Origin of the sequence: Herbihabitans rhizosphaerae (assembly GCF_004216555.1) — a bacterium.
In the GTDB taxonomy this organism is placed as follows: domain Bacteria; phylum Actinomycetota; class Actinomycetes; order Mycobacteriales; family Pseudonocardiaceae; genus Herbihabitans; species Herbihabitans rhizosphaerae.
On the sequence record NZ_SGWQ01000013.1, the window covers coordinates 14913 to 29088 of the forward strand.

The 14176-nt window shown below is 70.7% G+C and carries 11 protein-coding genes; 4 read left to right on the plus strand and 7 right to left on the minus strand.

Annotated elements, in window-relative coordinates:
• Positions 1 to 29 precede the first annotated feature (29 nt).
• Positions 30 to 1349, plus strand: a complete 1320-nt coding sequence (locus EV193_RS28320; RefSeq protein WP_130348105.1) for a phenylacetate--CoA ligase family protein — start codon at positions 30 to 32, stop codon at positions 1347 to 1349.
• Here the strand turns inward: EV193_RS28320 and EV193_RS28325 are convergent.
• Together EV193_RS28325 and EV193_RS28330 are read right to left on the minus strand one after the other, a co-directional pair.
• Positions 1346 to 2164 (minus strand): DsbA family protein, encoded by an 819-nt coding sequence (locus EV193_RS28325; RefSeq protein ID WP_130348002.1) that lies wholly within the window; start codon positions 2162 to 2164, stop codon positions 1346 to 1348. The genes EV193_RS28320 and EV193_RS28325 overlap by 4 nt on opposite strands.
• Positions 2136 to 2723, minus strand: coding sequence for a MauE/DoxX family redox-associated membrane protein (locus tag EV193_RS28330; protein WP_242613733.1), 588 nt, complete (start codon positions 2721 to 2723; stop codon positions 2136 to 2138). The genes EV193_RS28325 and EV193_RS28330 overlap by 29 nt, the downstream gene beginning before the upstream one ends.
• Before the next feature lie 101 nt (positions 2724 to 2824).
• Between EV193_RS28330 and hrpB the strand changes: the two genes are divergently transcribed.
• Positions 2825 to 5251 (plus strand): ATP-dependent helicase HrpB, encoded by a 2427-nt coding sequence (hrpB, locus tag EV193_RS28335; RefSeq protein ID WP_423202239.1) that lies wholly within the window; start codon positions 2825 to 2827, stop codon positions 5249 to 5251.
• 10 nt (positions 5252 to 5261) lie between these two features.
• The gene (locus EV193_RS28340) at positions 5262 to 5684 is read left to right on the plus strand and encodes a GNAT family N-acetyltransferase (protein ID WP_130348004.1); all 423 of its coding nucleotides are present in this window, start codon (positions 5262 to 5264) and stop codon (positions 5682 to 5684) included.
• Between the two features lie 4 nt (positions 5685 to 5688).
• Here the strand turns inward: EV193_RS28340 and EV193_RS28345 are convergent, their stop codons facing one another.
• The 3 genes from EV193_RS28345 to EV193_RS28355 all read right to left on the minus strand — a co-directional run bounded on the left by EV193_RS28345 (position 5689) and on the right by EV193_RS28355 (position 9349).
• Complete coding sequence (locus EV193_RS28345; RefSeq protein ID WP_130348107.1) at positions 5689 to 6984, minus strand: flavin-containing monooxygenase; 1296 nt, start codon at positions 6982 to 6984, stop codon at positions 5689 to 5691.
• A 320-nt stretch (positions 6985 to 7304) separates the two neighbouring features.
• Positions 7305 to 8840: a PH domain-containing protein gene (locus EV193_RS28350; protein ID WP_130348005.1), complete on the minus strand. Its 1536-nt coding sequence runs from the start codon at positions 8838 to 8840 to the stop codon at positions 7305 to 7307.
• The gene (locus EV193_RS28355; RefSeq protein ID WP_242613734.1) at positions 8837 to 9349 is read right to left on the minus strand and encodes a PH domain-containing protein; all 513 of its coding nucleotides are present in this window, start codon (positions 9347 to 9349) and stop codon (positions 8837 to 8839) included. Before EV193_RS28355 ends, EV193_RS28350 begins: the two co-directional genes overlap by 4 nt.
• Positions 9350 to 9547: 198 nt before the next feature.
• Here EV193_RS28355 and EV193_RS28360 point away from each other — a divergent pair, with 198 nt between their 5' ends.
• A complete protein-coding gene (locus EV193_RS28360; protein ID WP_130348007.1) occupies positions 9548 to 11368 on the plus strand; it encodes an AMP-binding protein in 1821 nt (606 codons plus the stop codon).
• Between the two features lie 127 nt (positions 11369 to 11495).
• On the opposite strand, the gene EV193_RS28365 is transcribed toward EV193_RS28360, so the two are convergent.
• Both EV193_RS28365 and EV193_RS28370 read right to left on the minus strand, forming a co-directional pair.
• A complete protein-coding gene (locus EV193_RS28365) occupies positions 11496 to 12701 on the minus strand; it encodes an MFS transporter (RefSeq protein WP_242613735.1) in 1206 nt (401 codons plus the stop codon).
• 39 nt (positions 12702 to 12740) lie between these two features.
• Complete coding sequence (locus EV193_RS28370; protein ID WP_242613736.1) at positions 12741 to 14141, minus strand: MFS transporter; 1401 nt, start codon at positions 14139 to 14141, stop codon at positions 12741 to 12743.
• Between the last annotated feature and the right edge of the window lie 35 nt (positions 14142 to 14176).

The window sequence follows — 14176 nt, forward strand, 5'->3', positions numbered from 1 at the left end:
CTCAGGGTGCTACACCAGCAGGCGTGACCATGGACAACGCCGTCCCGCTCCTCGATCGTGACGCCGAGGGAGCCGACCCGCGACAACGCCGTGAACTCCAGGGTGCCCGCCTGCGCGACCTGATCGATCGGCTGCTGGGCGCCGGCGGCCTGCAGGCGGCCCGGCTGCGCGACGCGGGTGTCGAGCGTGGCGGCGACGTGACCTTGGACGACCTGCACCGCCTCCCGATGGTGACCAAGGCCGACCTGTGGGCGCACTATCCGCACGGCCTGCGCGCGGTCGACGCCGAGGAGATCGTCTGCGTGCACGGCTCCTCCGGCACGGGCGGGCGGCCGACCCTGATTCCCTACACGGCGCACGATCTGGACGTGTGGGCGCAGGTGATGGCCCGCGCACTCGCGGGCGCCGGAGCCACCCGCTCGAGCGTGATCCACAACGCCTACGGGTACGGGCTGTTCACCGGCGGGCTGGGCGTGCACCACGGCGGAATCCGGTTGGGCGCAACGGTTCTCCCGCTCTCCGGCGGCATGACCGACCGGCAGGTGCGCATGATCGCCGATCTTCGCCCCGACATTCTGACCTGCACGCCGTCGTACGCGATCTTCCTCGGCGAGGCGCTGCGCACGGCCGGCGTCGCCACCGATCTCCGCGCCGGCGTGTTCGGTGCCGAACCGTGGACCGACGAGATGCGCACGCAGATCCAGTCGCTGCTCGGCCTGCGCGCGCTGGACATCTACGGCCTGTCCGAGATCATCGGGCCGGGTGTGGCGTGCGAGTCGCTCGACTCCGACGGGATGCTCAACGTCGCTGAGGACCACTTCTATGTGGAAACCGTTGACGCGCAAGGGAATCCGGTGCCGGACGGCACACCGGGCGAGTTGGTGTTCACGACGCTCACCAAGACCGGTATGCCGCTGCTGCGCTACCGCACCGGCGATGTGGCGAGCCTGGCCGGCCCGGTCGCCGGCTCGCCACGCACGCTGCGCCGGATGTCGAAGCTGCTCGGCCGCACCGACGACATGCTGGTCGTGCGCGGCGTGAACGTCTTCCCCACCGAGATCGAGGCGGTACTGCTGGCCGACGTCCGGGTCAGCCCGCATTACCTGATCGTGGACGACCGCCGGGTCGCCGCCCGCCCGGAGCTTCGGGTCGCCGTTGAGCCGTTCGAGTCCACTGTGGACAACGATCGGCTGGGCACCGAGCTGACCGGCGCGCTGCGCGAGCGGCTCGGCATCTCCTGCGTGGTCAGCGTTCTCGGGCCGGGCAGCGTGCCGCGCACCGAGGTCGGCAAGGCGCGGCGGCTCGCCCGTTGGACAGAGGGTGAGCCGCCGCTCGCCGGACTCGGTTAGGCGGCGCCGGAGGCGACCCGATCAAGCCAGCCGCTGTCGCCGGTCTCCACGACCTTGTTGTTCACCGCGACGGTCGGCGAGAAGAAACCCTTGCGGCCGCTGGATTCCCGCTGCAGCTCAGGTGCCTTGCTGGCCTTCTGGAAGTCCTCGGCCGCGATCTGGTTGTACTTGCCGGAGTTCACGCAGGACTCGAACGCCCCATCGGTGATCCCGGCGCGCTTGCCGAGGCCGATCAGCTGCCCCTTGTCGTAGCCGCGTGCGCCTTCCTCCGGCTGCGCGGCGAACAGGCTCTTGTGGAACGACGGGAACTGGCCGGCGTCCGCCGCGCACAGTGCGGCGTTCGACGAATCGGCGGAGTACCCCGGCGGGTCGGAGGCGTCGGACAGCATCGGCATCATGTGGTAGCGCACCTTGATCGCGCCTTCGCCGACCTTCTTGTCGATGGCCTCGCCGTTGCGCTTCTCGAACGCACCGCAGCCGGGACACAGGAAGTCCTCGTAGATGTCCACGGTGACCTTCGCGTCCGGCTTGCCGACGACGACCACCGGACCCTCGCGCACGACCTGATGGTTGGTGGCGGTCTGCAACGCGATGGTCTGGTCCTCGGTCTTGTTCTTCTGCGAGTTGGTGTAGATCACGCCGCCGATCACGGCGCCGGCGAGCAGTACGACCACGATCGCGCCGATGATCATCTTGTTCCGGTCCCCGTTGGACCGCGCGGCGGCCACCGCCTTGGCGCCCTTGCTCTGCGCCTTGCTGCCGGGCGTGCCGCCCTGCTGCCGCCGTTTACGAGCGCTGCGCTCGGCTCCGCCCACCTGCTTGCCCTTCCTCGTTTTCTCCTACGTCGTCGAGCTGGTCGTCGACGACGTCGTCATCTTCGTCTGGTTCGGCCTGCTCCGCAGTACCGCCGGACAGCGCGCCGTCCAGCGAGAACAGTGTCCTCGGGCGCACGATCAGCCACGCGGCCAGCAGGAGGAACCCGATGTCGCGGGCCACTTCCTGTGGATACTGGGTCTCGCCCGGCGCGACCGCCCCGCCGCCGCCGAAGCAGCCGCAGTCGATCGTGAGTCCGCGTGCCCACGCCTGGCTCACCGCCGCGATGAGGCCAAGCAGCACCACCGCGGAGGCCACGGCGACGACCCTCGTGCCCAGCCCGAGCAGCACGAGCACGCCGAGGGCCAGCTCGAGGAACGGCAGCCCGGCGGACACCAGGCTCACTGCTCCGGCCGGCAGCAAGTCGTAGGCCTCGACCGCGACATAGCTCTGGTTCAGGTCGATGACCTTGAGCCAACCTGAGATGAGCCACACCGCGGCGAGGCCGAGGCGAACGAGTGTCCCGACGATGTCGAGCACCTTCGCGGATGGCCTTACCACGGGGCGCACAGTACTCACGGAATGTGAGATGAAGCTGAGAGATCGACATTGACTGCCACACTCCATCCGAAAGGTGTCACCCGATCAGACGAGGACGAACGTTGGGGCTGCCGGACGACCTCCCCGACCTGCCGGTTCGCGCGGTCCTGCGGGACGTGGCGTCGACGCTGCACGAGCACGGTGCCGCCGTGCTGCTCGCGCCGCCCGGCACCGGCAAGACCACACTGGTGCCACTGGCATTGGCCGACCGGGGCGCGCGGGTCGTGGTGGCCGAGCCGCGCCGCCTGGCCGCCCGCGCGGCGGCGGCGCGGATGGCCGCGCTGCTGGGTGAGCGGGTCGGCGAGACCGTCGGGTACTCGGTGCGCGGCGACCGGCGCGTGTCCAAGCGCACCAGGATCGAGGTGGTCACCTCGGGCCTGCTGGTGCGCAGGCTGCAGTCCGATCCCGAGCTGACCACCGCGGACACCGTGCTGCTGGACGAGTGCCACGAGCGCCATCTGGACGCCGACCTGCTGCTCGCACTGCTGCTGGACGCGCGCTCCGGGCTGCGGCCGGACCTGCGGGTGCTCGCCACGTCGGCGACGGTCGCGGCCGACCGGGTGGCCGAGCTGCTCGGCGACGCGCCGGTGCTGCGGGTGGACGCCAGAACCTTCGACGTCGACGTGGCGCACGTCCCGCCGGTTCGCGGCGAACGGCTGGAGGCGTGCGTGGCCCGCGCCGTGCGCACCGCGTTGTCCGATGTGGACGGTGACGTGCTGGTGTTCCTGCCCGGCGTGCCGGAGATCAGGCGGGTGACCACCGCACTCGGTGGAATCGCCGCCGACGTACTTCCCTTGCACGGCAGGCTGTCCAGCGCCGAGCAGGACCGGGCGCTGCGGCCGGGCGATCGCCGCAGGGTGGTGCTGTCCACCGCGGTCGCCGAGTCGAGTCTGACCGTGCCCGGGGTGCGCACGGTGGTGGACGCCGGGCTGGCTCGAGTGTCCCAAGTGGACCATCGCAGGGGCATGGCCGGCCTGGTCACCGTGCGAGTGTCGGCCGCGGTCGCCGAACAGCGCGCCGGGCGGGCCGGCCGGGAGGCGCCGGGCCGGGTGTACCGCTGCTGGCCGGCGCACGAGCACGGCACGCTCCCGCGGTACCCGGAGCCGGAGATCCGCACGGCCGACCTGACCAGGCTGGCCCTGGAGCTGGCCTGCTGGGGCACCCCGGACGGCTCGGGCCTGACCTGGTGGGACGCGCCGCCGGCGGGTGCGCTGGCCGCCGGGCGCGCGACGATCGCCGCACTGGGCGCGACCGACGGCGGCGAGATCACCGAACGCGGGCGCCGGCTGGCCGATCTCGGCCTGCACCCCCGGCTGGCCCGCGCGCTGCTGGACGGCGCGCGGACCGTGGGCGCGCGGGCGGCGGCCGAGATGGTGGCGTTGCTGGACGACGACGGGCTGGCGAAATCGGCGGACCTCGGCGAGTCGCTGCGTCTGCTGCGGGCCGACACCTCGTCGCGGTGGACGCGCGAGGTGCGTCGACTGGCCGCGTTGGTCAGCGGTGCGGACGGCAGGCCGGATCCGGCGCTGGTGGTCGCACTCGCGTACCCGGAACGCTTGGCGCGCAAGCGATCCGCGGGTTCCCCGGTGTACCTGACGGCCGGCGGGACGGCGGTCGAGCTGCCGCGCGGGTCCGGGCTGGAGTCCGCCGAGTGGCTGGCGGTCGCGGTGGCCGACCGGCCGCCGGGCGCCGCGCACGCCCGGGTTCGGCTGGCCGCGCCGGCCGACGAGGAACTGGCCGTGGCCGCCGCGCCGGCGCTGGTGTCCACCGGGGACGAGGTGCTCTGGCGGGACGGTGACGTGGTGGCCCGCCGGGTGCGCGCGCTCGGCGCGATCACGCTGTCCGAGCGGCCGCTGGCCGATCCTGATCCGCGTGCGATCGAGGCCGCCGTGCTGGACGGGTTGCGCCGAGACGGGCTGTCCCTGCTGAACTGGAACGAGCGGGCCCGGTCACTGCGGGACCGGATCTCGTTGCTGCACACGGTGTTCGACGACTGGCCGGCCACCGACGACGACGCGCTTCTGTCCACTGTGGACACCTGGCTGGCCGGCGCGCTCGGCCGGGTCCGGTCGCGCGCCGGTCTGGCCACCGTGGACGTCGCGGCGGCGCTGCGGAATCTGCTCGACTGGCGGCAGCTGTCCACGCTGGACGAGCTGGCGCCGGAGCGGGTGGCGGTGCCGTCCGGGTCGCGGATCCGGGTGGACTACACCGCCGACGGTCCGGTGCTGGCGGTGAAGATCCAGGAGGTGTTCGGCTGGACGGACAGCCCGACCGTGGCCGGTGGGCGGGTGCCGCTGGTGCTGCACCTGTTGTCCCCCGCCGGCCGTCCGGCGGCGGTCACCGGTGACTTGAAGTCGTTCTGGCACAACGGGTATCCGGCCGTGCGCGCCGAGCTGCGCGGCCGCTACCCGAAGCACCGCTGGCCGGAGGACCCGCTGGCCGCCGAGCCGAGCCGGCGCACGACCAAGCCCCCGACGAAGCGCGGGTAGCCTCGCGATCATGCGTTGGACCCACGACGAGTTCGAACTGGACGACGATCCCGCCAGGGTGGACCGCGACGCCGTGTGGCAGTACGTGTCCACCGAGGCGTACTGGGCTCGCTGGCGTACTCGCGAGCACGTGGAACAGCAGATCGACAACGCCTGGCGGGTGGTCGGCGTCTACCACGGCGAGGAGACGATCGGGTTCGCGCGCGCCATGTCCGACGGCGTGGCGCTCGCCTATCTCGCGGATCTCTATGTGCTGCAACGGTTTCGCGGGCGAGGGCTGGGCGTGGCGCTGGTGCGCGCGATGATCGAGGAAGGCCCCGGCGCGAGCTTCCGGTGGATGCTGCACACCGACGACGCGCACGAGCTGTACGCGAAGTTCGGGTTCGACAAACCGGATCGCACCTATCTGGAACGGCCCCACCCATCCCTGTGACACCTCACATGACGCGTTCCGAGGAGCCGGATCGCATGATGTGGTCCGCGCGGATCTGGCGCGCGATGAATCGCCCGTTCTCGACATTCGCCGAGATCGCCGTCGGAGCGAGTGAGTTCCCGTCCGGGAGCCCGGCGTAGTACAGGCCGGGAATCGCCCCGAGCAGGCCCTTCTGCTGGATCGGCGCGCCGAATTCGTCGAGTGCGTTGTCCGGCAGGATCCGGTAGTCCGGCCCGAATCCAGTGCACCAGACAATCGTGGTGATGTTTCGGCTCACCAGGTCGAGCTTGTTCCCGAAGTTGGATATCACGCCCATGTCGACGCCGGGTGCCGGCCGTTGCTCCGGTACGACGAAACCGCGCTGACGAATCCCGGTGTCGATTTTGTCCAGCACTTTCTGGAACGAGCGGGCGGACGCCTCCGCGATCGCGACGACATTGTCCTCCAGCAGGAGAACATCACCTTCCGCCGCGCGCGTGGAACCGACGAGCACGACTCCCTTCCTGGCCAATGTGCCGAGATTGAGATCCTCGCCGCGATCCTTCACGGCGGTCACCGGCAACCCGGCCAGCGGACGGTCACCTGCTTCCCCGAAATCGGGCGTGACGAAGTCCTCGTACAGCGAGAAGACGAACATCCAGTCGTGCAGGCCGCGACCGCGATACCGGCGGGGCCACGCCTGGTGGCGACCGACCGACAGCACGACATCGCGTCCGGCGTCCACGAGTTCGTCCGCGATCTGTTGACCACTGATTCCCGCGCCCACCACGAGGACGCTCCCGTCCGGCAGGGCCTCGGGATTGCGATAGTCGCGCGAATGCATTTGATTGACGGACGGATCGACATGCGACGCCAGATCGGGTATTCGAGGGTTCGCATAGCCGCCCATCGCCGCGACGAGATTGCGGGACTCGACGACGCCACCGGTGGATAGATGGGTCCTGAATCGGACGTCGTCGCGATCGGTGGCATCCGGCGGGCACTCGACCTCTCGAACCGGCGTGTGCTGCAACACCCGAAGATTTCGCTCTTTCACATAGCGGCGCAGGTGTCGAGCCAACTCCGGCCCGGACATGAGGCCGTCGGGATCGTCGCCGTCGTATTCCCACCCGGGAAACCGAACCGACCGATTCCCGCTGCCCACGAGCAGACTGTCCCAACGCTCGTGCGCCCACGCCTGACCGATCTCCACCCTTTCCAGGACGATCGACTCGTGGCCGAGCTCCTGCAGGGCGGCGGCCACCCCGCAGCCCTGTTGCCCGGCGCCGATGACGACCGTCTCCGAGTATTCGATGTCCACCTGGATCAACCTTCCACCGAGTTCACTAAAGCTAGGCTTACCTAAGCCTGCTCGTTGAAGTCGGCTTGATGTCAACCGTGATGAAATCCGGAGGGAGATCCGGCCACGAGCGCGCCGATCCAGCCCGTGAAGGTGACCGCACGGCCGCGCGAGGCCGTATGCGCATCACCCTCACATTTCCCGCGCCTTGGTGATCATGTCTGACCAGGGCTTTCTCTGCGGCCGAGGGACTTTAGCGGGCTAAAGTACGCGAAGGGGTACCGGTACGTTTGTCAAGCACTTGGTGACCCGGAGTTGGTCAGCGACGTCTCGGTCGGGCACTAGTCGACGGGTTCCAGGAACTGGCTGAGCACGTCGGGCAGCGCGTCGTCGGCGAACGCGACGCCCTCGTGCGCGTCCATGTCGAGGAACTCGTAGGCACCCTTCACCGCCGCCGTCGTCGCGGCCAGCGTGATCAGCCCGGCGCGCCGCTGGAACGGCGTCTGGCGCACCGTCCAGCCGATGATTCCGTTGCGCCGCAACGCGACCGTGCGCCGGGCGAGCACACCGTGCCTGGTCACCGCGTAGTCGCCGGACAGCCCGTGCCCGAGGTTGCGGTAGGCGTCCCTGGCCGCGAGTACCGCCGGCGGGGTGAGCACGATCGCGCTGATCCACGCGATGTGCAGCAGTACCGGCGTGACCGTCAGGCCGAGCACGACCAGCACCACGACGACCGCCGCGACGCCGGCCAGCGCCCACCGCAGCCTGCGCCCGCGCGCGGCGGCCGGGTGCGCGATCAGCCGCACGGTCTCGGTCGGCGCGACCTGCTCGCGCAGTACGTCGGCCGCGACCGCGTGCGCGACCTCCAGCGGCGCCTCGGGCAGTAGCATGCGGCTCGCCACCTTCTCGTCCTCGGCCTTCTTGGCCAAGCCGGTGGCCACCGCCTCCAGCCGGGCCGCTCCGACGAACCGGGCGCCCAGCGGCTCGACCACCTCGATGCCGCGCAGCCGTCGCTCCTCCAGCGAGACCGACCGCTTGGTGAGGAATCCGCGCTGCAGGCGCAGCGTCGGCCCGGGTTCGCGCTCCAGCCGGTAGTTGGACCACATCTCGACGTACAGGCCGAGCGTGCAGATCAGCCCGACTCCGAGCACCACGACCACGAGCAGCAGGATCGCCTGCCAGAGCGGCAGATCGCGGATGAACTCCCAGGCCCGGTGCAGCACGGTGTCCTGCGCGCCGAACCAGTCGGCGACCTTGAACACCACGCCGATCGCCGCCGCGCCGAGCAGCACCGGCCACACCGACAGCGGCGCGTACCTGATCCACTTCCAGTCCAGCGTGGCGATCGCGTCGTCCGAGGTTGGGACCGCCGTCGGTGTGGCCGTCGTCGGCGTGCGGTCCAGCAGGGTGGCCCGCAGTTCGTCGGCCCGCTCGCGGCTGATTGGGTCCAGCGTCACCTGGCCGTCGTCGGACTCGCCGTGCTGCCCGGTGCCGATCTTCACCTTCGCGACGCCGAACGCGCGGTAGATCGGGTTGGCGGTGACGTCCACGCTGCGGATCCGGTCGCGGTGCACGGACAGGTGCTTGCGGTGCAGGATCCCGGTGCGCGACTCGACCCGGTCGCCGGTGATCCGGTAGCTGAACTTCTTCCAGCGCAGGTAGTCGCCGAGGACCGCGAGCGCGACGGCCAGCACCACGCCGGGCACGCCGAACGCCAGCACGATCCCGACCGGCTTGTCGTCGCGAGTCATGCCGATCAGGATCGGAATGCCGGCGCCGATCAGCGCGCCGCCGACCAGAACCGCTGTCACACCAAGGGATCTGCGGTCCAGCGGGTGCCACTGGGTGTCCTGTGTGGACTTGACCGACGCTGTCATGTCGCGTCCCCGGGCGTCGCCTGGGTCACCTCGGTCAACTGCTGCACGAGGTCGGCGGCCAGCTCGTGGTCGAGCCCGTCGATGACGATCGCACCCTTCGCCGACGCCGTGGTGACGGTGATGCTGGCGAGCCCGAACGAGCGCTGCAGCGGGCCGCGTGCGCTGTCCACGGTCTGGATGCGCGACATCGGCGCGATCCGCCACTCCTGCCACAGCCACCCGGTGCGCGAATACACCGCGTCATCGGTGACCTCCCAGCGGTGTACCCGATAGCGCCAGCGCGGCAAGATCAAGGTGGAGGCCAGGCCGAGCACGGTGATCACGCCGGCGGACAGCCACAACCACTGCCGGGCGCCGGGGATCAACATTGCCAGCACGGCGAGCACGAGCACGATCGGCACGAAGCTGAGCAGTTCCTGGGCGGTCCACCACCGCACCGCGCGCGGGTCGACTCTGTTCCTTGGCGGGCGGAGCCGAACCGCGTCTCCCCCGATGGTCGCTGTGGTCACGCGGACAGCATGGATCAGCGCGACTACTCCCGCATCACCCCGCAGATCGATCCCCATGTCAATCGAAAGACTGACCCCACAGCATGTCGAGATCGTCTCGATTGACCGATTTGCGCATGGTCTGGGTCACATTTCGCATCTAGCCTCAGACAACCAACCACCCGCGACCTGCGCGGACGAGCCGAGCGGAGGCCAGCGATGTCGAGTGAGACGACCGAATCCACCTGTACCCACCCGTCGGGCAAGACCGTGCACACCCTGTGCGAGGCGTTCCAGGAGAGCGCGGTCATGCGCCCGGACGCGGTCGCGCTGCGCACCGCGGGCGGCGGGCTGGAGATCACCTGGCGCAGCTACGCCGAGCGGGTGCGCGCGATCGCCGCCGGGCTCGCCGCGCGCGGCGTCCGCAGAGGCGACACGGTCGGCCTGATGCTCACCAACCGCCCGGAGTTCAACCTGGTGGACACGGCCGCGCTGCACCTTGGCGCGATCCCGTTCTCGATCTACAACACCAGCTCGGCCGAGCAGATCGCCTACCTGTTCTCCAACGCGGAGAACAAGATCGTGGTGACCGAGCAGCAGTTCCTGCCCCGGCTGGGCGGCGTGGACCTGGAGCACGTGGTGTCGGTGGACGGCGAAGCGGACGGTGCCACCGAGACGCTGGCCGGCCTCGAAGCCGCGGGCGACGACGGGTTCGACTTCGACGCGGCGTGGCGGGCCGTCGAGCCGTCCGCGGTGGCGACGCTGATCTACACCTCCGGCACCACCGGCCCGCCCAAGGGCGTCGAGCTGACGCACTCGAACCTGCTCGCCGAGGCGGACGCGCTGTGCGGGTACATCGACGCCGGCCCGGACGACCGCACCACGTCCTACCTGCCGTCCGCGCACGTCGCCGATCGCGCGGCCACGCACTACTTCAACATGATCTACGGCGTCCAGATCACCACGGTGGACGACCCGCGCGCGATCGCCGCCGCGCTGCCCGAGGTGCGGCCGACCGTCTGGGTCGGCGTGCCGCGCGTGTGGCAGAAGATCAAGGCCGGCATCGAGGCGAAGATCGCGGCGGAACCCAAGCAGGCCAAGCGAAAGATCGCCGAGTGGGCGATCGGCGTGGGCCGGAAGGCCGCGCTGGCGCGACTGTCCACATCGGACCTCCCGCTGCCGCTCAAGGTCCAGCACCGGCTTGCCGAGACTCTCGTTCTCGGCAAGCTCCGGCACGCGCTGGGCCTGGACGAGCTGCGCTGGGCGGTGTCCGGCGCGGCCGCGATCCCGGTGGACACGCTGGAGTTCTTCCTGGGCATCGGGATTCCGGTCTACGAGGTGTGGGGCATGTCCGAGACGACCGCGGCGGTCACCACGAACAGCCCGGAGGACCTGCGGATCGGCTCGGTCGGCAAGGTGGCCCCCGGCTCGGAGTTGAAGCTCGCCGAGGACGGTGAGCTGCTCGTACGCGGCCCGCTGATCATGCGCGGCTACCGCAAGCAGCCGGACCGGACGGCCGAGACCATCGACTCCGACGGCTGGCTGCACTCCGGTGACATCGCCAAGATCGACGACGACGGCTTCGTGTTCATCGTGGACCGCAAGAAGGAACTGATCATCAACGAGTCCGGCAAGAACATGTCGCCGTCCAATATCGAGAACGCGCTCAAGGGCGCGTCGCCGCTGGTCGGCCAGGCGGTGGCGATCGGAGACGGCCGCCCGTACGTGACCGCGCTGATCGTGCTGGACCCGGACATGGCCGCGGCGAAATCCGGCCTGGCCGACGCGGCGCCGGTCGCACTCGCCGAGCACGAGGGCCTGCGCGCGGCGGTCACCGAGGCGGTGCGCACCGGCAACGCGTCGCTGTCCCGAGTGGAACAGGTCAAGCGGTTCCGCATCGTGGCCAGCGCCTGGGAGCCGGGCGGCGAGGAGCTCACCCCGACCATGAAGCTCAAGCGCAGGCCGATCGCCGACAAGTACCGCTCGGAGATCGACGGGCTCTACGCGCCGTCGCCCGATCCGGACGTGATCAACATCTGATTGCGGTGTCTGACATCGGGCAAAGCCGCCGCCAAGCACGCCTTCGGCGTCGGCGGTCGCCCTCGCCTTTCAAGCCGACCACAGCGTGGTTACCGCTCGGCGCGGACGTCCCGCTGTTCTCAGACGCTCACAGCGTGCGAACTCTGGCGAACACGACCAGCGGGGCGAGTGCGGCGACCCCGGCCACCACGGCCAGCAGCACGTACCCGCCGCCGGCGAACAGCGGGCCGGCGGACAGGCTCGCGAACGCCGCCGAGCCCCACACGACCGCGTCCACCGTGCCCTGCAGCCGGGTGCGCTCCGCCTCCGGCAGGTCACGGGCCAGCAGGCTGCTGCCGCCCACGAACGCGAGGTTCCAGCCGTAGCCGAGCAGGAACAGGGCCAGTGGCAGGCCGGTCGCGTGCGCGGTGGGCGCGGTGACGCAGGTGACCGCGGCGAGGATCAGCGTGCCGATGCCGAGATAGATCGTGACCCGGCCGCCCCACCGGTCGGCGATCTTCCCGGACAGCGGCGCCAGCGCGAACATGCCGACCATGTGCGCGGCGATCACCCAGCCGACCACGTCGAGCCCGTGGCCGTGATCATGCAGCTGCACCGGGGTCATGGTCATCACCGCGACCATCGCCACGTGCGCGGCCACCATCGCCGACAGCGGCGCCAGCACGGCCGGCCTGCGCAGCGCGGACAGGACCATCGATGGCGACTTCCGCTCGACCGGCGCGACCGCCTCGCCGCGCGGCAGCACGAACGTCGCGCCGACCGCGAGCAGGACGATCACCGTGGTCACCGCGATCGGGCCGGACAGCTCCGGCAGGCCGAGCCAGCGCGCGACCGACGCGCCGGGCGCGATCAGCGCCGGCCCGGCGATCGCGCCGACGGTGCCGGCCCACACGATCACCGACAGCCCGAAACCCTTGCGCGCCAACGGATACAGGTCAGCGGCGACGTACCTGGCCAGCTGTGCGCCGGCGTTGCCGATACCGAGCAGCACCATGCCGACGAGCAGCAGCGGCAGCACCCCGGACACCGCGGCGAGGAACGCGATGACACCGCCGAGCGCGCCGAGTCCGTACATCAGGGACAACGCGGACCGCTTGCCGAGTCGGGCCATCAGCGTGCCGGCGAGCAGCGATCCGGTCGCCGTGCCGAGCACGTTGGCCGCCGCCGGCAGGCCGCTCCAGCCCGCCCCGCCGATCTCGGAGGCGATCAGCGTCGCCGCCGTACTCGCCCCGACGATGGCCGTCGTCTTCGCCGCCACGCCGACGAACAGCGCGATCATCGCCCGCCGGCGCGTTCTCGCGTCGGTCTCCGCCTCCGTGCCCGTCTCCGTCACGATCACGGACACTAACCCGATCGGGTGACAAATCCCGAGTCAGTTGGCCAGGCTCGGCGCGGCGACGCGGGCCGGCTCGCGGCTGAGGCCGACCAGTGCCGCCCCGACCAGGGTGAGCGCGGCGGCGACCACCGCGGCGAAGGTCATGCCGACGGCGTACTCGTGCGGCGCGCTTCCGGTGGCCGGCGCGAGCGCGATCACCGCGGCGGTCAGCGCGAACCCGACGCACGAGCCCACGTAGCGGGCGGTGTTGTTGGCGCCGGAGCCCATCGCCACGCTGCTCGCCGGCACGCTCTGCACGGCGAGCGTGCCGAGTGCCGCGTTGGTCAGCCCGTACCCGGCGCCGGCGATCACGAAGCCGGGCAGCAGCCGCACCCAGTCGGAGTGTTCGGTGAAGCCGATCATGGCCAGTTCGCCGGCGCCACACAGCGCCAGCCCGACGGCGAGCCGGATCCGCGCGCTGATCCTCTGAACGCGGCCCGATCGCAGTGCGACCACGGTGGACAGGCCCGCCCAGATTCCGATCACCAGCGCGCTGCCGACCGGGGTGAGACCGAGCGCGATCTGCATCGCGGTGGGCGTGTAGCTGATGAACCCGATCACCGCGATTCCGTTGAACAGCGCGCCGAGTGTGGCGGCCCGGAACAGTGGCCGGCGCAGCAGCGCCAGGTCCAGCATCGGCTCCGCGACCCGCCTCTCCACCACCACGAAAACGGCGATCAGCAGCACCGCGGCGATCAGCAGGACGATCACGGCCGGCTGCCCCCAGCCGGCCCGCGCCTGCGTCAGCGCGGTGACCAGCAGCCCGACTCCGACGGCGAAGGTCAGCGCGCCCGGCAGGTCGAGCCGCCGCGGTACGTCGCTGCGGGACTCGTCCACGCCGAGCCGGCCGGCGATCGCCAGCGCCGCGGCGGCCACCGCGACCAACCAGAACGCGACGCGCCAACTCACCAGCTCGGTCAGCGCCGCCGCGATCAGCGGGCCGATGGCGGTGCCGGCGCCCACCATCGCGCCCCACAGGCCGGTCGCCCGCGCGCGAGCCGGTCCGGTGGGGAACGCGTGGCCGACGAGTCCGAGACCGGCGGCCATCACCGCGGCACTCGCCCCGCCCTGCAGCACCCGCCCGATCACGAAAACAGCGGTGTCCTGGGCCAGCGCACAGATCACGCTGGACAGCGCGAACGCGGCGGCGCCGATCACGAACACGCGCCGGCGGCCGTGGTCGTCGGCCAGGCTCCCGGCGACCAGCAGCACGGTGGACAGGCCCAGGCTGATGCCGCCGATGATCCAGGTGGTGCCGACCGCGTTCGCACCGAGCGAGGCGGCCGTGTCCGGCACGATCACCAATGCCATCGCGAAGTTGGCCAGTACCAAGAAAGTCGACGCGCTGGACACGACGAGCGTGGACCGGGTCCGGTCCGATGTGGACGTCGTTGCCACCGCGACTCCCTGAGTTCGTTCATTGAATCCAGGGT